Annotated in this window: 18 protein-coding genes and 1 pseudogene; 12 read left to right on the top strand and 7 right to left on the bottom strand. The window is 33.1% G+C overall.

The features are described from left to right. Nucleotides 1-139 precede the first annotated feature (139 nt). The gene (locus QRN68_RS23050) at nt 140-757 is read right to left on the bottom strand and encodes a sterol desaturase family protein (protein WP_285399476.1); all 618 of its coding nucleotides are present in this window, start codon (nt 755-757) and stop codon (nt 140-142) included. A gap of 21 nt (nt 758-778) precedes the next feature. Further along, a complete protein-coding gene (locus QRN68_RS23045; protein ID WP_285399475.1) occupies nt 779-1,462 on the bottom strand; it encodes a GntR family transcriptional regulator in 684 nt (227 codons plus the stop codon). A gap of 444 nt (nt 1,463-1,906) precedes the next feature. On the opposite strand from QRN68_RS23045, the gene QRN68_RS23040 reads away from it, so the two are divergent. The 3 genes from QRN68_RS23040 to QRN68_RS23030 all read left to right on the top strand — a co-directional run bounded on the left by QRN68_RS23040 (nt 1,907) and on the right by QRN68_RS23030 (nt 5,814). Continuing rightward, nucleotides 1,907-2,632, top strand: coding sequence for a Fic family protein (locus QRN68_RS23040; protein ID WP_285399474.1), 726 nt, complete (start codon nt 1,907-1,909; stop codon nt 2,630-2,632). A gap of 169 nt (nt 2,633-2,801) precedes the next feature. Continuing rightward, a complete protein-coding gene (locus tag QRN68_RS23035) occupies nt 2,802-4,676 on the top strand; it encodes a leucine-rich repeat domain-containing protein (RefSeq protein WP_285399473.1) in 1,875 nt (624 codons plus the stop codon). A 523-nt stretch (nt 4,677-5,199) separates the two neighbouring features. Continuing rightward, complete coding sequence (locus tag QRN68_RS23030; protein WP_285399471.1) at nt 5,200-5,814, top strand: hypothetical protein; 615 nt, start codon at nt 5,200-5,202, stop codon at nt 5,812-5,814. Between the two features lie 123 nt (nt 5,815-5,937). Here the strand turns inward: QRN68_RS23030 and QRN68_RS23025 are convergent, their stop codons facing one another. The 3 genes from QRN68_RS23025 to QRN68_RS23015 form a co-directional block, all read right to left on the bottom strand. Beyond that, complete coding sequence (locus QRN68_RS23025) at nt 5,938-7,581, bottom strand: thiamine pyrophosphate-binding protein (protein ID WP_285399469.1); 1,644 nt, start codon at nt 7,579-7,581, stop codon at nt 5,938-5,940. A gap of 32 nt (nt 7,582-7,613) precedes the next feature. After that, nucleotides 7,614-10,391: a bifunctional diguanylate cyclase/phosphodiesterase gene (locus QRN68_RS23020; RefSeq protein WP_285399468.1), complete on the bottom strand. Its 2,778-nt coding sequence runs from the start codon at nt 10,389-10,391 to the stop codon at nt 7,614-7,616. 257 nt (nt 10,392-10,648) lie between these two features. Next, a complete protein-coding gene (locus tag QRN68_RS23015; RefSeq protein ID WP_285399467.1) occupies nt 10,649-10,975 on the bottom strand; it encodes a BRCT domain-containing protein in 327 nt (108 codons plus the stop codon). Between the two features lie 309 nt (nt 10,976-11,284). On the opposite strand from QRN68_RS23015, the gene QRN68_RS23010 reads away from it, so the two are divergent. The 6 genes and pseudogenes from QRN68_RS23010 (at nt 11,285) to QRN68_RS22985 (ending at nt 15,221) form a co-directional block, all read left to right on the top strand. Continuing rightward, entirely contained in the window at nt 11,285-11,707 is a 423-nt protein-coding gene (locus QRN68_RS23010; protein ID WP_285399458.1) for a hypothetical protein, read from the top strand. Between the two features lie 354 nt (nt 11,708-12,061). Continuing rightward, nucleotides 12,062-12,550, top strand: a complete 489-nt coding sequence (locus QRN68_RS23005; protein ID WP_285399457.1) for an RNA polymerase sigma factor — start codon at nt 12,062-12,064, stop codon at nt 12,548-12,550. Further along, on the top strand, nt 12,537-13,193 hold the full coding sequence (locus tag QRN68_RS23000; RefSeq protein WP_285399456.1) for a zf-HC2 domain-containing protein: 657 nt from the start codon (nt 12,537-12,539) through the stop codon (nt 13,191-13,193). The genes QRN68_RS23005 and QRN68_RS23000 overlap by 14 nt, the downstream gene beginning before the upstream one ends. Before the next feature lie 299 nt (nt 13,194-13,492). Further along, nucleotides 13,493-14,290 (top strand): MBL fold metallo-hydrolase, encoded by a 798-nt coding sequence (locus QRN68_RS22995; protein WP_285399455.1) that lies wholly within the window; start codon nt 13,493-13,495, stop codon nt 14,288-14,290. Nucleotides 14,291-14,306: 16 nt separating this feature from the next. Further along, nucleotides 14,307-14,686: pseudogene (locus QRN68_RS22990) on the top strand (VOC family protein). A gap of 262 nt (nt 14,687-14,948) precedes the next feature. Next, complete coding sequence (locus tag QRN68_RS22985) at nt 14,949-15,221, top strand: hypothetical protein (protein WP_285399453.1); 273 nt, start codon at nt 14,949-14,951, stop codon at nt 15,219-15,221. A 123-nt stretch (nt 15,222-15,344) separates the two neighbouring features. Here the strand turns inward: QRN68_RS22985 and QRN68_RS22980 are convergent, their stop codons facing one another. Next, nucleotides 15,345-15,560: a helix-turn-helix transcriptional regulator gene (locus tag QRN68_RS22980; protein WP_285399451.1), complete on the bottom strand. Its 216-nt coding sequence runs from the start codon at nt 15,558-15,560 to the stop codon at nt 15,345-15,347. 519 nt (nt 15,561-16,079) lie between these two features. On the opposite strand from QRN68_RS22980, the gene QRN68_RS22975 reads away from it, so the two are divergent. Further along, entirely contained in the window at nt 16,080-16,481 is a 402-nt protein-coding gene (locus QRN68_RS22975) for a helix-turn-helix domain-containing protein (RefSeq protein WP_285399449.1), read from the top strand. A 160-nt stretch (nt 16,482-16,641) separates the two neighbouring features. On the opposite strand, the gene QRN68_RS22970 is transcribed toward QRN68_RS22975, so the two are convergent. Continuing rightward, nucleotides 16,642-17,133, bottom strand: a complete 492-nt coding sequence (locus tag QRN68_RS22970) for a hypothetical protein (protein ID WP_285399447.1) — start codon at nt 17,131-17,133, stop codon at nt 16,642-16,644. Nucleotides 17,134-17,405: 272 nt separating this feature from the next. On the opposite strand from QRN68_RS22970, the gene QRN68_RS22965 reads away from it, so the two are divergent. Continuing rightward, on the top strand, nt 17,406-17,555 hold the full coding sequence (locus QRN68_RS22965; RefSeq protein ID WP_285399445.1) for a hypothetical protein: 150 nt from the start codon (nt 17,406-17,408) through the stop codon (nt 17,553-17,555). Nucleotides 17,556-17,875: 320 nt separating this feature from the next. Continuing rightward, complete coding sequence (locus tag QRN68_RS22960; RefSeq protein ID WP_285399443.1) at nt 17,876-18,484, top strand: nucleotidyltransferase domain-containing protein; 609 nt, start codon at nt 17,876-17,878, stop codon at nt 18,482-18,484. Nucleotides 18,485-18,536 lie beyond the last annotated feature (52 nt).

The raw sequence follows: 18,536 nt of genomic DNA, 5'->3' as shown, positions 1-18,536 counted from the left end.
CACTTACATTTATTGTGCATGTAAAAAATGAAAAGGGCTGTCATAAAAGTGACTTTTATGCAGCCCTCATTCTATTCCATGGTTTTCTATAAGAATGTATTAACTCCATAGAACTCTATGAACAATTAATTTCTATTTTCTAATCGCCGCGTTTCTCTAGATTTTTAGCAGTTTTACTTTGGGCAACATCCTTTTGGTTTTTAAAGGTACCCATGAGATAGTCATAGGCTGGATTCGTAACACCATACCAGTAATTTTCATTTTTGAAATGATGCCATAAATGAACCTTTTTCATCCAACGTCCCCATGGAGATATTGGCTGAAGAGGGCGATGGGCGATGTAATGCTTCCACTCATAAAATAATAAAAAGAGCATGATACCTGCAATAAATGCGTTTGTCATTACAAAGCTAGATGAAAGAATATAAAAAATGGCTGCTGCAATTGCAATGTTTGGCACACTATACCATAAGGGTAAAAATAATAAATGTAATTCATTCGGATGTGCATGATGGTCATAATGTAAGCGTTTAAGCATTTTTAACAAAAATGCATTCTTTGGTGGTTTCAGATGAAAAAGAAACCTGTGTGTAACATACTCAGCTAAGGAATACATAATCATTCCCAGAATAAAAGCACCCAAAATTACGATAGAGGTAAAATGTAGAATCATAAATCCAAAGCTAATGAGGAATAGACAACTCATGATTACTATATCAGGGTAGGAAAAATATTCTTTAAAATATTTCAATTTCATGTATCACGCCTCCAGCAATCTTTATTTTTTTCTATCTCTCCAAAGAGCCAAGCTTTTCTCCATTGTTGTCTTAGACAACCTTTCCGCTTCCATTGCATCTCCCTTTAATGCAGCTTTTAATAAGTCATGATAATAGTTGAAGGACAACCCACGATGGTCTTGTACAGAAAAAAATCTTTTCGCCATATCTAAATAAATGGAATCGAAGCTATTTAAAATGAGTAGATAGATTGGATTGACAGCAAGGCCAGCACATTTTTTTTGTAACTCCCAATCAAATGCTGCATAGCTTTCTGGACTATCTTTAAGCTGCTCTAGATTGGCAAGGAGAGCAACCACTTTAGGTTGATTAAACGTAACAGCATCACGAATATAAGTCGGAGTCAAAGAACTTCTTAATTCTAATAAGTACATGATAAATTCATCTGTAATGGTATGATGATTCTCAACAATATTAACAAGTGTCGATAAATTCCCATTGCGCCAATAATCATTAACAATCGCAGGCATTCCTTTTCTTCCTGTTATCCATCCACCCCTTCCTAAACGTTGAAGTGCCTCCCGAATAGTTGGACGACCAACACCAAATTTTTTTGCGAGCTCTCTTTCCGGCGGTAAAGTACTTCCTACAGAATAAACACCGGTCAATATGGATCTAATTAATTCATTCTCAATTTTATCTGAGGAGCGTTCCTTTTCTTTCAAATCCTCGTCCCCTTTATTTTGGTAATACAAATTAAATACAGTGGTAATACCAAAAATTATATATTGAGTTTGAATTTTCTGTCAATAGCGAGAGGCGATTTTTTATAAATAAGATGGTTTTTCACGAAGAGTGGAAAAACTATGTAGAAAATGCGGATATTGCAAAGGGTAGGCGAATGGCTAGGATTTAGTAAGTTACATTGAGTCATTCTAACTCAATACCTCATTTAGATATAACGCAGTGAACCGTACCATAAGTAAGTGCGGTTTTTGAAAAGACCACCTAAAACGCTTTAATTATGCGTTTTAAGTGGTCTTTACTTCATAAATATATATCGTTGTAAAGTGATATTTTTAATGTCGTTTTATCTTCTATTTATTAATAGTATATAATAAATATATTAAAAACCGTAAAAATTGGAGGCTTTGAGAGGAGCTGAGATAATGTTCGAACAAATTGACTTAAAAAAGCAGCAGCTGGATGCCAAACGACCACTGCCTAAATATACAGTCCAAAGCCTACGAGAGAAATTATTTTTAGAATGGACATACAACTCAAACGCAATCGAAGGCAATACTTTAACGATTAACGAAACAAAAGTAGTTCTTGAAGGCATTACAGTCGGTGGCAAAACGATGCGAGAGCATTTAGAAGTTATTAACCACCGAGATGCAATTTCTTATGTTGAAGATATTGTCCGAAAAGAAGAGCTGTTTTCAGAGTGGCAAATAAAAAATCTACACCGCTTAGTATTAAAAGGAATCGATGATGGTTATGCAGGTGTCTATCGTGATCAGCAGGTGTTTATTTCGGGTGCTGTTCATACACCACCGCTGCCTTTCAAAATTCAGGAGCAAATGGATGCTTTAATGAGTTGGTACGATGGGGAAGCACAAGCATTACATCCAATCGTTCGTGGTGCGATGTTACATGCGATTTTTGTTGGAATTCACCCATTCATTGATGGAAATGGTCGTACATCAAGATTGTTATTAAATTTAGAGTTAATGAAATCGGGCTATCCACCAATTATTATTCGAGTAGAAAATCGATTGGCGTATTACAATGCTTTAGACAAAGCACATACGACAGAGGATTATGGGGACTTTGTTAAGCTTGTTGCGAAGGAAGTTGAGGCTTCGTTAGATTTATATTTGAGTGGCGTATAAAAAGAATAAACACATTAAAAGTCACCTTTTATAACTTATAACTGCTAGGGTGACTTTTTTGTTGTAGGTCTAAAGGTGGGAGATAATTAGTATTTAATAGAAATATTGACATTTATTTTTCAGGCAACTAAGCTTAATTTAAAACAGAGCTGGGGAGGGAAGACTGCCAGTGGAATTCATTAAATTAAATTGTCCGAATTGTAATGGGAAAATTGAATATAAAGAGGAACAATCATTTAAATGTCCTTTTTGTGAAACTGAAATAATGTTGAAAGAGAATAAAGTCTATTATGTTGATCAGACGATTAATAATTATTATGGTACAGCTTCTGAGAATAAAGCTACACGTCCAAAACAGAATTTAAAATCGCTATTAATTATACCGGTTGTAATCCTTTGTTTATTCCTTGGCTATTTTCTTTTGAGCGACAATCAAACTGAATACGGTAACCATGAGAAAATACCTGTCCGGAAAATGCCTGAAAGCGAAGTTCTTTTATTCTTTTTAAAAGATATTTTTGATAAAGGTGAAGCAATGCCAACTAAAGAAGAAATCGCAAGTATCCGTTATTTGAAGGCATACTATTCTGAAGGTCAATGGCATTTTGATTACAGTCTGGACGATCCGTTTACAAATAAGCAAGCCAAAATTTCGAACTATATTATTATGGATAAGTTATTAAATACACAAAAAATCGAACAAAAAGATTTTGAAGCCTTTACTGGTCTGACGGTATTGAATTTGATGGGCGATTATGAAATATCACAAAGTGAAAATGTAAGCTTCCGACATCTGGAAGGTTTAAAAAGCTATACAGGTAGCTTTAATGAATCATTTAGTAAAATTGCTGAATACTTTAGCGATAAGTCTAATATTGAAGAGCTCTCTATTCAAATTCGAAGTAATGATGAACTTGCTTTATTATTGGAGTTTCCTAATCTTCAATCACTTGAAATTTCGTATTACAGCGAGACGGTTACAGACTTCCCTCTTCTGAATAAACTACCATTAAAATCATTGTCTTTAAAATCTGCCGATGATTTGAAGTGGTTGTCTTCATTAACTGATTTAGAGTCGTTAGCAATAGATATGAGTGAAGCGACAGATTTTAGCTCGTTCTATTCACTGAATCAATTACAAGAATTGAAGCTTACATCGGTAAGAAATTTAAAAACGCTTGATTTTATACAAAACATGCCCAATCTGCAATCGCTTGATCTTGAAAATATGGATATTACGAATTTAGAACGCCTTAGAAATAAGTCTTCATTGACAAAGCTACGTTTATCTAATCTTTATAAATTAGAATTACTTGATATTGTGAACAGCCTGACTTCACTGACCGATTTATCGATAACTGGTTATAGTGGTGATGTGTCACCGATTGTAGCATCCCATTTAAAAAAAGCGGAATTAGAAAGCTCTTTCATACCTAAGATAGAGGCACCTGCTTTAAAAGATTTGACTGTTTATATAAGTGGAGAGAAGTCGTCTTTCAATGGAGCAAAATTACTGAAATACCCACAGCTAGAACAACTTACAACGATGGAGTCTGGCGAGTTTACAGGTGTTAGTTCTTTAAATCGTCTGCCAAATCTGCAAACAATAAATTTAAATGAGACAACTTTTTATGAAGAGACGAGTGAATTATTCAATTTACAGCATGTAAAAACGTTAAATTGTAATAAGTGTAAGTTTCAAATTAATAGTCAAAATTCGTTTAACAACAACAAACTGGAACATTTAACTTTGAATGATGCATATTTTCAAATAGACAATGGTGACTGGGTGAACGAAGTTGATAAGGTTATGCCTTACTTTGCTGGCTTTTCTGCTTTGCGTTCATTCACTATGCAAGATAGTTCACTACAATCATTAGGTTTTATGGAAAATTGGCAACAAATTGAGGTGCTTCATTTGGAGAATAACGCTATTTCAAATGTAGAGCCTTTAGTGAGTTTGCCCAATTTGAAAAAGCTATATATTTTAGGAAATCAGGTGCAAAATAAATCTGTTCTAGACAATAGAATTGTGATTTATTGAGGTGAGGTGGACCGAATCCAAATATTTGGACCGATTTGTTGGACCGAACCCAGATATTTTGGACCGATTGTTGGACCGAATCCAAATACTTTGGACTGATTGGTAGACCGATTCAAGAAATAAAAACCGTATTTAGACCAGTTACGGTGAGCCTTATCTAAATAAATGAGGTTAGTTCATGAACTATTAAGACGTTGTAATGGAATGTCGTACATGTCGTAAACTAGCAAAAAGTAGGTACAAGAAAAATCTCGTACCTACTTTTTTATGTTGCCGCAATTTCCTCTAATTGTTTCCCAAGCTGTAGAAGGGTTAACTCATCTGCGAAGCGTCCTGTAAATTGCAGCCCGTATCATAAGGAAATGAGGCTTTTTTGTATAAAAAGCCCTTATTTTTACATTTTAAAGGGAAATGATCTGGTTTTTGGTATAATAAATGCAGCTATGTTAGCTTGTAGATTTTGACAATCAGCAAGAGAATCTACCTTTTGCTTACTTTGTAGTGTTATTGGGAGGGTTAAATGATGAAAAAGGCAGAAATGATGGATAAGTACTTAGATTCTTATGGAAAAAAAATTAGTAGTGCTGAGATTTGTCATGTTGTAGATTTAATTTTCAAGATTAATTTAGATAAGGTACCTATTTTATCTAAAGCGATGGAAGAAGCAGATGTGGTTTCTTCATCAGCCGGAAATGCACTTATATCTAGAGAGTTAATAGATTCTCATCTAAATCAATACGCTAGCGAAATAACAGGTACAGAAATTCGCAAAATAATAAATAAAATTTTTGGTGTTAATTTAGAAGGGATATCATCATTAGAGGGAGCAAGAATTTCTTTATATTCAAAAGGTCAGTGGATCGTTCAACATGAAAAAGATTTATTTGTAGTACATACTGGAGTAAGAGATGTTGATGTGAAGGTCTTTTCTACAAATTATTTCACTGAACAAACTGGATTAGTAGAATTACCAACTGACTTACAACATGCACTGACGAGTTTAGGGTATTACTTCGATGAGAAAATGGATAGTTACTATTTCTCAAACCCCACAGGTGAAGCTGTTCCAGATGCCTTCAAAGGAAAAACAATGGGCGCTATTCTTGGAGTTATTCAACATTCATTCTCAGATTTATAATAGAAAATATAATTATCCATATTCATAACAGGGATGTGTACAGTTTCGTAAAAAATCTCTGTAAGAAAAAAAAGTCATATAGAGGGAGTATGAGTCCCGATCTATATGACTTTTCATAAGTTCTTACTTTCCAAAGGAAGACAAAAATTTAACTCGGTCTCCCATAGGAGGTGTATTATTATCCGTTAAAACTACTTCCAAGACTGCTGGCCCATTTAAATTCAATAAGTTATTAATCGTATCTTGGTTAATATCTTGTAGTTCCGTTACTTGGAAATTCGGTATATTCATAGCTGAAGCCAAAGCACTAATATTAATTGGATTTTGCTCAAAAGTTGGGTGAGTACGATGGAACTGTAGAGCATGTCCATGGTATACCATTCCTAAACGAGCGTTATTCATAACAATAAATAAAATTGGTAGATTATTTTCTTTTGCTGTCAATATTTCCATTCCATGCATGAAAAAGCAACCATCACCTGTAATACATACAACAGGGCGTTCAGGTTCAGCTAACTTTGAGCCAATCGCAGACCCAATTCCACTGCCCATTGCGCCAAAATGGACATTAATATCATAGGTATCATTATCTAAAACCTTCATGTGATGAATGACATAGGACATAAATTCACCAATATCAATTGTATATCTAGTGGAGGATGGTAAATATTTTTGAATACTTAATAAAACATTTTTCGTATTATACTCCCCTGTATCTCCATGAAGTTCTTTATTTTCTTTAACTTCAAGTGCAGTCCTTTTTTGGATTACCCCTGTAGTTTTTAATTCTTCGATAAGTAATTGTAAACTTAAATTTATATCACCTAACACAGGTATATCAATTTCATATTTTCGATTGAACACCGATTGATCATAGTCCATTTGTATAGAAAAACGATTTTTCGTAAGATTTAAGTTGTAGTTATTTGTTGCTGTTTCTCCTAAACTTGAACCCACGATTAATAATACTTGTCCATCGCCTTCAGCTATCAATTCTGAGGCAGCCTCATGGCCAGCAAAACCGAAAACGCCAACTAGAAGAGGATGATTTTCTGGAATGTATCCTTTTGCTTGCGGTGTTGTTAGAATCGGCCAATTTAGTATTTCTGCTAACTCTAGCAATTGCTCAACTGAATTCCTTACCCCTTGTCCTACCAAAATGTAACCATTTTTTCTTTTTAATAGCTCTTCAGCTACATTTTTAATGGTATCTATATTAGGGACTATTGCTGTTCTTTTTGGTGGAGCTGGTATTTCTATGTTTTGAACTATTTCGTGTTGAACATCAATTGGTATAGCAATATGTACTGGACCAGGCACTCCGGATATAGCGATTTCAGAGGCTTTTACTATTTCTTTTAGTAAATCCTTTGATTCTTTAACGGTTACACTATATTTAGTGACTGGTTGAAAAATCGGTTGGGCATCCAACTCTTGAGAAGCGTTTAAACCGACTGTGTTAACTGGAACAGCACCGGTTAAAAACAAAACCGGTAAATGCTCCCGCATGGCATTTGCAGCACCTGTTACTAAGTTTGTTCCACCAGGTCCACTACAACCAATACATACACTCATTTGGTTTGTGTATTTTGCGTAAGCTGCGGCCATGTATGACGCCGCGCCTTCATGTTTTGTTACAATCGGTGTTATTTCATTCATATCATTGAGTTCATCAAAAAATGCATTGACTGAACCTGCTGGAATACCAAAAATATATCGAACACCCTTACTTTTTAAATATTCTAAGACCGTACGAGCTGCTTTCATCATAAATCTCCTTTATTTTCTAAAATAGATCGCTAATAAAAATATTTTTTCATAATATCTTCAGCCTTCATAGGCTTACTAAAAAAATATCCTTGCATTAAATGACAATTTTGTTCCAATAAAAAATCAGCCTGCTCTTTTGTTTCAACCCCTTCAGCAATAACCTCAAGTTTTAAATTTTGAGCGAGAGTAATAATCGTTTTTGTAATGGCTGCTGCATCATCCGTTAACATTTCTTGTACAAAGGATTTATCAATTTTTAATGTGGAAATCGGCAAATTTTTTAAATAACCTAAAGATGAATATCCTGTACCAAAATCATCAATGGCTAAATTTACCCCAAGTCCCTTTAATTGTATCATTGTTTTTAATGTTAGCTCTGTATTTTTAACAATTAAATTTTCTGTAAGCTCTAGTTGTAAATACTCAGGTGACAGATCTGTTTCTTTTAGGACATTTTCTACAATAGAAAATAAATTATTCTGTTCGAACTGGTGGACGGATAAATTTACGGACATACTAATTAAAGGGTATCCTTGGTTATGCCAATTTTTTAATTGTTTGCAAGCTTCTTTAAGAACCCACTCACCTATAGGAACGATTAAACCTGTTTCTTCAGCAATTGGAATAAACTTATCTGGTGATATTATTCCGTGTTCTCGATGATTCCACCTTAGTAAAGCTTCAACGCCCTTAATTCTGTTTGTTTTATAGTTTATTTGTGGCTGATAGAAGATAATAAGTTCATCTCGCTCTAAAGCCTTATATAAATCATTTTCAAGTTTAATACTTTCAAAAGTTCTTGTATCCATCCCTTCGCTAAAGAAATGGTAGCTAGTACCTGGTGTTTCTTTCGATTTGTACATAGCTGTGTCTGCATTTTTGATTAACGTATCTGTAGTATCACCGTTATCAGGAAACAGACTTATACCAATACTTGTTTTAATGTATATTTCATGGTCTGTTAGGTTGAAAGGTTTAGAGAAAGAAGCATCTATACAATTAATAACCTTCAAAATGTCATTTTCACATTTAATATTAGGTAAATAGATTGTAAATTCATCGCCGCCTTGCCGCGATACGGTTGCACCTTCAGGAACGCATGCACTTAAACGTTTGGCAACATCTTGGAGTAATAGATCTCCATAGCTATGTCCTAGCGAATCATTTACTAACTTAAAACGGTCTAAATCCAAGTATAGAACTGCTAATCTTTCTCCTTTATCTTTTGCATACTTCAGTCCTTGAGTTAGTCTGTCTATTAAAAGAACTCTATTGGGTAAATCCGTTAAACTATCAAAATAAGCGTGGTATTTAATCTTTTCTTCTAGTTGCTTTCTTTGAGTTATATCTTTAAATGTGACAACTTCTCCTACAATCTTGTTTCCTTCTTTTATTAAGGAGGTTACATATTCCACAGGAAAGTTGGAGTTGTCTTTTCTATAAAACACCTTGTAGCTGTTGAAATTTGTATTTAAAAAGGATGAAACAATAATTTTGTCCTCTGTTTCACTACCACTCATAATAATATCAACGGATTTTCCGATTAATTCCCTCTCTGTTTCATAACCCAACATGAGCGCACCAGCTGGATTGCAGAATGTAATGTTTCGATTAAGGTCTAATCCAAAGATTCCTTCACCTGCAGAATTGAGAATTAACTCTTTTTCACGGCTAAGCTGTTGTAACTCTGCTACAACTCTTTCAAGCTCTTTATTTTTGACTATTACTTCTGAGGTTCTCTCCTCGATAATGATCTCTTGCTTTTCCATATATAAAAGGTTTGATAATGTAGATGCTGTAGTGTCAACAATTGATTGGGCTAGCTGTAATTGAGTTTCTGAATAGAAAAATGCTTTTTCTTCAAGATTAACAATAGAAATTTGTCCTAAAATTTCACCCATTGAAATCAAAGGAAACATAACTAAACCATTTATGCCAAAATTGCGACAAATTTCATGATTAGGCCTTTCATCCTCAAATACATTTGGAATAAGAATTGCTTTTTTGGTTTCAAAAACCTCCTGCATTACAGCATCATTGCTTTGGTCAATTTTTATTTTGTTATGTATTTTTAGCCAATTTTCTTCTGTCCAATCACTATCCTTACTCAACTTAGCCGGTTTAACTCCTTTTTCTGTTAAAGGATCTAATAAATGAACACCTATATTATTATTATCTAAAACCTTTTCTAAGTAGAAAAAGCATTTATCAAAGCTCTCTTGTAGTGAGGAGCACATTGATAAGTCACGTGTAACATCAAGCAGTAACTGTTTTTCGTTAATAAGGCGTTCTTTATAAGCTAAGTTGTTTGCGTTTTGAATAGCAACAGCAGCCATATTTACATATGCCTCAACCGTTTGAATTTCTTCATCTGTTAAGTTCATTGGAATTCCATAATCAAATAAAAAAACAAGGCCAAATAACTCTTGTTCAAAGGAGATGGGAAGAACTAATAAAGATTTAATATGAAACCCCTCAACAGCTCTAGGATCAGGTCGATTATCGTTTGAGGTATCAGGAATATAGATGGCTTTCTTTGTTTCAATTACTTCTTTTGCCAGTAAATCTATTTCAGTGTCAATTACATGCATATTCAACGTCCAGCCATTAATAATTGCTGGTTTTCCTACATATCCTCTGAATGTTCCATCTTTTTGCGGCAAATAAATGCCCACAGAATCACATTTGACGATTTCTTCAGATATTGCTAGTGTTACCTGCTCCAATACTTCGCGTAAATCTAGCTTCATGTTTATCATTTTTGTTATATTGGCCAGTCGAGAATACCTCGTTTGTTCCATAGACATCTAAATGAACCCCCTATCTTTTATCATTGTTCTGTAATAATTCTTGTTAAATCTTTGCTTTATTCATCTCGAATATCTCATTTTTTTATTTTACAGTAGTAATAAACAGGTAGGTAAAAAAAATATAAAAATTAGTTAAAAATTCTTAAGAGTATTTTATGTTTTTAGCCATTTGCCTTTTTATGTAGGACTACAAGCCTTCTTAAAGCGAAGTTACAGTGGCGATGGAAGGGTTTAAATTTGAGGCAGTGTATATTCTATTCTATTTGCATCGAAATGAGCCAAATAAAATCATCCTCAATAATAATTTGAATGTCTAAGCCAAGGCTAATCAACTTCTCCGCTTTTAATTGCTTTGTACTTATACCACGACGTTTGTCCCCAAGAATAAGGAAATCTGTATCTGGTGTCACAGTTCCTTGCATAATCCCTCCACAAGCTCGTACTCTTTTCGCAGCTTCTGAACGTGTCATAGCGGAAAGAGCCCCTGTAAAGACAATTTGTTTATTATAAAATGGATGCATCGAGCATTCGGATGGGTCAGAAAGTAAGATGACTTCTATGTTGTCCTTATTTTTATTCATGTTGATTCTCCTTGATTGAATGGAAAGATTTCTACTTAATTATAGGCGGGAATAATTGATATGACAGGATTTTTTGAACATTAAATTGTTTAAGCTTCATTTAATTCCGTGACTTGATAATTTTCCTTATATACCAAATTTTATGATATATTGTAGATAGTTAAATTCCAATATACTTTTAACTATGTACAAAAACAATTGTTAAAATGTATATATTTGTAGTTATTTTCAGGTATGTAAACTTTGTTTAGAGAAGCTAGTGAAATAGTATATTAAGTTGTACCATTAAATTTTACAAGAGGTGTTGTAATGCTTACAGTTAGTAATACTGAAACTTGTCTAAAAAACAGAATTGGTGAAAATACCAATGATATTAAAAAGGTTTGGGAAGAATTTAAGGCTTTTTCAAAAGAGGCAGTTGAAGGAGAAGACGTTAAAGAAATATTATTTCAATGTGGTGTTGATGATTATACTGAAAAGAAATTTTATTTTGACTTTGTACGTCAATTTACTATTCTTGATGAAGAAGATGAATATTCCCATATGGAACAACTTCTCTGTAGTTTTGAATTTAAGCCAACAGATGAGTTATGTAAGTTTAAGGTAACAGAATGGTCAATGTATTTTGAAGATATAGATGAATTTTTTAATCATATAGAAAGTCTCCAAGAGTTTAAAGTTCCTTTGAATTTAAAACCGATAAAATCAGAAGTCTATCAAACAAAAGTTTAGCGTTTTTTGGTTCATCACCATAACGTGTGGTTGATTTTTCGTTCCGACTGAGCGCGTCTGATGAGCCTGTTTTTTTCATTAATAGGGAGCTTTAAGTTTATTTATTACGAAGAACCTTACCATAAATAAAGGCAATTTTAGAAGACATGTACTTGAAAAAGAGCATGTCTTTTCTTTAGATGTGGGATTTATGAATTAACTGTTGCTTTCATTTTAAAACAGTGGAAGTACATAATAAACGGAAATTCGGTAGGCATATTCAGATAAAATGAATATGTCTATTTTTTATGGCATGGAAATTATTTGTAACGAAATACACGTTCAATAGTTATATAAGTGAAAGGGGGCAAAGTTATGGACTTTGAGGACATTTATCAAGCATATTTTCATGATGTGTATTTATATATGAAATCATTATCAGAAGATAAAAATATTGCGGAAGAAATAACACAAGAAACTTTTTTTAAAGCATTGAAGTCCTTTCAACAATTTGATGGAAAGAAGGATGTTCGGGCATGGCTCTTTACAATTGCAAAAAATACATATTTTACGCATTACAAAAAGCAGCAGCGTCAAACAAATCAAGTGGAAGAATCCGTTCTGAACGTTCGACTTGTGGAGCATTTAATGAACGAGGAAGAAGCTTTCGCTATTCATCATTACCTTCACTCAATGGATGAGCCATATAAAGAAGTCTTTTCATTACGTGTTTTTGGTGAGTTGCCTTTTGAAAAAATCGGTCAGCTCTTTGGTAAAAGTGATGGTTGGGCAAGGGTGACCTATTATCGGGCAAAAAAGAAAATAATAACATATATGGAGGCGAAACAGAATGAAAGAGATTAAATGTACCATCATTCAAGATATTTTACCGCTTTATGTTGATGGTGTTGTGAGCGAAGATACGAAAGATATGGTCAATAAGCATTTACAGACATGCCCAGCTTGTCAAAAAGAATACGAGCAAATGACGCAAACACTTTATGTGCCGGTAGAAAATAAAGTGACGTTGTTTAATAAGATTAATAAAAGATGGTATCGAAAAAAAATCATACTCATCAGTACCTCTGTTTTAACGACAGCACTTTTATTATTAGCTGTATTCTCTTATGTTTTTCATTATGAAAAAACGATCCCGTATGAAAAGAAGTTGTTTTCCGTTGAGCAACAGGAAGATGGAACACTAGCTACGTATTACTACGGGAAAAGCTATGCGGGTGTTGTTGCCTCACATCCGATGTCGATTGAAATAGATGGTGTAACTAAGAATGTGAGCTTTGTTTATTTTACGGAAACAATTGCTGATTCACCTAGGAGAAATCTCATTAATGGAGAAAAACAAACGGAAGCCTATCAGATTTCCTTGCCGGATAGTCGCTCGGTGGATGCCGTGTATTACGGAGAATTTGATTTTGAAAAAATTGTTATAACAAAAGAGCAAACGTGGGAAGAACTTTTGCAGGGTAAGACGTTAATTTGGAAGAAATAGAGAAAAATATTAACCTCACTTATCGTCATCAGGGTGAACCGTATCATAAGTAAGGTTTTCAAAAATAGAATAGTTAATGAATCAAAAACTAAAAGTGTGTGAAATTTAAATTGATTTCGCATACTTTTTTTACTAAAGAAGGAATTTATCGATATTCCTCGAACTATTGAATGAAGAGAGGACAAATTAAGAATTTTTTGTCCAACAAACTGGCAGAGTAACTTTAAAATGTTACCTATTCGTATGAATAAGAATTAGAGAAGTATGTATTAATAATAAGGAGAAAAGGAAGGTCCAGAATGATTCAATTCCAAAAAAATAATATTACAGTTTTTCAAAGTGCATTATATATGACTACCTCGGCAATCATTCAAACTAATGAAGCGGTAATTATGACCGATCCTAATTGGTTACCTACTGAAATTGAGGAAATTAAGAGCTATATAAACAACATTAAAGGTGACAAACAACTATATATTATTTACACACATAGTGATTTTGACCATATTATTGGGTCTGGGGCCTTTCCAGAGGCTAAGGTAATTGCATCTAAACAATTTGATGAAAATCCGAACAAAGAAGACAGCATTCAAAAAATTAAACAATTTGACCAAGGATATTATTTGAATAGAAGCTATTCACCCGTATATCCAACTGTAGATATTGTTGTTTCAGAGGATGGGCATAAATTAGAATTAGACTCAATAATCATGACATTTTACCAAGCACCTGGTCATACGCATGATGGTTTATTTACAGTGATTGAGCCTGATGGTCTGTTTCTTTCAGGAGATTATCTGTCAGATATTGAGTTTCCATTCATCTTTAGCGATTATCAAGACTATGTAAATACTATTAATAAAGCTGAAAATATTTTGCTTAATCATCAAATAACGACGCACATACCTGGACATGGTTCGACAACACAGGATCAACAGGAAATTCAAAAAAGGATAGATTGTTCGAAGTATTACTTAGAGCAGCTCCTTCATAATAACGGAGAGCTAGAAAAATTTTTAAGTGGGGAGTATCCATTTTTTGAAGGAATGAAAAGCATTCATACTGACAATAAGAAGAAGGCTAATCAAGAACTTTAAGAAAGAAATGTACTTAATGAGGAGGAAAATCAACATGATTCAAAAGGTTGGACAAGTCGGAATCCCAGTTAAGAAGTTAGATAAAGCAATCCATTTTTATAAAGAAAAACTTGGACTTTCACTGTTATTTAATACTGATAGCATGGCGTTCTTTGATTGTAATGGATTGCGACTCCTGCTAAGCCTCCCAGAAAAAGATGAGTTTACTTATTCCAGTTAAGTTATTTATTTTCAAGTAGAAAATATCAGTAAGAAGAGGATTTAGTAAGGAAAGAAGTTACTTTTATTGGTGAACCACATGTTGTAGCGAGAGTGGGACAAACAGAAACCTGGATGGTATTTTTTAACGACTCAGAAGATAATACGCATGCATTAATGAATGAGGTACAAGTTTAAGAAAGATCGTCTAAATAAATGAGCGGTCTTCTATACTTTTTATCGGCCTCTTTAATACTTCGTTTTTTTAGAATTAATCGCATATATGTATTCTATTCAACTTAGTATTTCTTATCCATAATCGCCCTCTTTCTAATTTTTGTTTAAGAATCCCTTTTTGGGTTTATGATTATTCGCTAATTCATCCGTGCATATTTTCTGGACATTTTAAAATACTATGTCTAGATACTTTATCTAATTAGCAGGAAGGGAAGAGGCATAATTGGCTAAGCACTCAGATACGAGTTGGAAAAAGGATCATCCAAGCACTTTGTTCGGCAACTCTGTCCAAAAGGTAGAGCGTTTGTTGAAGCATGCAAAAACACACCCCGAGGAGATAGCAATTGAGCATGCTTTCAATCAAATAGAACATGCTGAAAATGCTTTTACGAATGCAGTACAATATGGTGAGCATTTGGATACAGTCCAACAAAATAAAGAATATTTAGAGCAAATCAAAAAGCAATTACACGAAATGCAAGGGAAAGTAGAATAACTGTAAGACAACATATAACGTTAAGGAAAAATTATATGCTAAAAAATTTTCTCACCAAATTGGGAAAACTTTAGAGTAATCAGTTTCAAAAAACATAAAAGCCCTTCAATTTTTGAGGGCTTTTTATTCTATAAAAATTTTCATCTCTATGTCTTTCAATCGTCTACGAATAGTAGCTTCTGAAACGCCAAGTATTCGCGCAATTTCTCGATTGCTTTTTCCAGTATCCTTTAAATGCAATAACTTTAACTCATTGATGGCTACTTTAGGTCGTCCGTTTGGATTTCCTCCTCGCCATTCTTCATTTTTCTTTTTACTTCTTAGAAATTTTTTCAGCAATTTCTCACCTTCTTATGCGACAAACTCTAAGTTAGCTTTTGTTGGTTGATTTCTTTTTCACCATCTTTATGTTCCTTTCAATAATAGAGCTTACTATTATTATTATATATGAGGAGTTCTATTAACAGGGGATTTTCGGAAATAGAGAAAAATAGAACATCTCCGAAAAAATGCGACAAAACTCAATAATTAGAGTTTTGTCGCATTTTTTTTGAAAAGCCCATACAACAATTTGTTTCATAGATGAACTATATAAAGCATAATCTTCATCATTTTCATGCCATTCTCGATTGCTAGGATTATTCGGGTCAGTAGAATAGCACCGTCAGCTCCTTGGCGACTTTTTTAGTTTCAAACTCTATTTGTTGAAAAACTACTTTTTTGTTCAAAATCGTGTACATAAAATTTGAAATTAGGCATCTCAAGTAATACTTTATATCATTAAATCACTGATTTATTTCATTTTTGAAGGGATATTATATACTGAGACAATAAAACTGATGTGAAAGGAATAAAATAATGGTTATTGGACAAAAAATAAAACAACTTCGAAGTAGAGAAAATTTATCTCAAGAACAATTAGCAAATAAATTAAATCTTTCTTCTCAAGCTATATCAAATTGGGAAAGAGGAAAAAGTTTCCCAGATATTATGAATATCATTAGTTTATCAGATATATTTGGAGTTAGTTTAGATGATTTATTAAAAGATGATGTTGAATTACAAGAAAAATTAATAAGCTCCAAAAAAGACAAATGGAAAATTACTGGTCAGTCTTTTGCGTTTGTATTAGGACTTGTTTTTATAGTATTAGTAATATATGTGTATTTTACTAAAAAGGAATTTTTAATATTCCCTTTTATCACAGGTCTTTTATTTGTAATAGAATCAATTTTACAATTGAAAAAATTACTAAAATAAACAACAACTATCGGAACGTAATAAAAGCCAATTTAAAATTTATACTTTCAGAGTGTCAACAAGGTCTTCAAAATATGACTGTGTTGACACTTTTTAATTTTTAGCTGCCTCTTTCCTGGGAAATAATATTGGTGATTTTTGTATTTTAGTTAATAGTTAGTTAACACCAAACGATTATTTTATATGGTGTAGTTTGTGCAGGAATACTTCTTGTAGTAGGGCCATAGATGACAATTTGGTTTCTATTTGCAGGGCTTTTTGAAAAAGGCTGCCCATTTTTTAATGAGATAACAGTAGAGGGAGAGAGATTTAATTGTAATTGCCCATCACTACTCACCAATTGATAATTAAAAAAGTCTACTTTTACATTTTGATAGTTATTTTCCTTTACAACGACAAGAGCTCGATACTGTGGTGGGTATATCAAAGGTACAGGTGCATCCCCATCATAATATCCAGTAATCTGATCACCGAGAGTCACAATTTCTTGGTTCACAAAGTAAGTAGAAGGTGAGATGACAAAATTGACGATGGAACCAGTACCATCTTCTATAGTCATAAGTTTATAACAACCTTCCCTTTCCCCATTTTGCCCAATCGAAAAATCCTCAATACGTGTAACGACCCCACGAAACGATTTAAAATTTACCATAGCCATTCCTTTCTCTAAAGAATCTCGATCATTGGTGAGACAGAATCCCTGTCTAATTATTGTTTACTCAGAGGAACTGATTTGAATTCAATTTACGCAGAAGAAAAAGCAATCATAAAATAAGTGCTTTAGTAAAGTATCATTTTAATTTATGTAACACTTCCAATTTAGGTGACTGAGAATGATATTATCATTAATTGGAATGGTTTATATCTTTTATGAATCAATATATACTAGACTATAACGTAATTTTTTCAGAGGAGGGGAGCCTATTGAAGTGGATTTCTAAAAATAAGAAACCCCTTGCATTAGTCATTATTCTTATTATTTTTATTGCTGGTATACTCGACATTAAATATGAAGGATTGTTCTTTCAAATGTTACCTGAATCTATTCAAACCTATTTAGCTGATGTTTTTTAAATAGTGGATTCAAAAGACAGGCATAATTAATTCAAAAAGGAATTGGATTTTTATCCGATTCCTTTTTTAACATCAAAAGCTTTGAACCACAAAGGTTAGATGGGTGTTCTAATAAGAATGTGAAAAATCCACTTAATTAACAAGAGACAAAAGTGGAACATCAATCAAAACAAAAAAGATAACAAACTAAAATTTAACGCAGCTAATAAGGCTGTGTTTTTTCATATTCTGAGTCATCAGTTCTAGAAGGACTATCGAAACAAACCTTGAATATATTGGTAATTAACGATTTTATTTTAGAAAATGGAGATGATAATGTTATGGAAGAATGGGAAATGGCACTTGAAGAGTTTTTAAAAGATTGGAAGTACAGAAATGATGTTGTAGGTGCACTGGTATGCGGTAGTTATGTTACTGGAAATCCTTCAAAACGTTCTGATATTGATGTACATATTATTTTATCTGATGATGTTGAGTGGCGAGAGAGAGGAAATAAAATTATTAATGGTTTTCTTATAGAATATTTTGCTAACCCACCAAAACAAATGCGCAAATACTTTCAACAAGATTTTCAAATCCAAAGAACAATGTCCATGGTTCAATTTATTACGGGGAAGATTTTATTCGATAATACGGGAATACTGAATGAGTTAAAAATCGAAGCTGAAAATTGGCGAAACATGGAATATGATGAACTGAATAAAACAGTTTTAGAAATAAAAAAATATTCACTATGGGATTCATTAGACAATTTAAAGGATTGTTTTGAACAACAAAGAGTGGATTTCCCCTTTGTGTACTTTAACGCATTAGCTAATTTATTTTCTGAGTACTGTCAGTTTTTAAGGTTAAAAAGCATTCCATACCATCAAGTACATTCTTATCTTGTAGATCCAGCCTATAGTAAAAAATATTTAAATAATGTTTGATGTTAGTCTAAATAATGGACACAGAGAATTGGGAGTTTATAAAGTATAATAA

This window comes from Lysinibacillus sp. fls2-241-R2A-57, from assembly GCF_030209535.1.
Taxonomy (GTDB): Bacteria; Bacillota; Bacilli; order Bacillales_A; family Planococcaceae; genus Lysinibacillus.
Note: the sequence above shows the minus strand (reverse complement) of the source record. Positions and strands in the feature narration are given on the sequence as shown.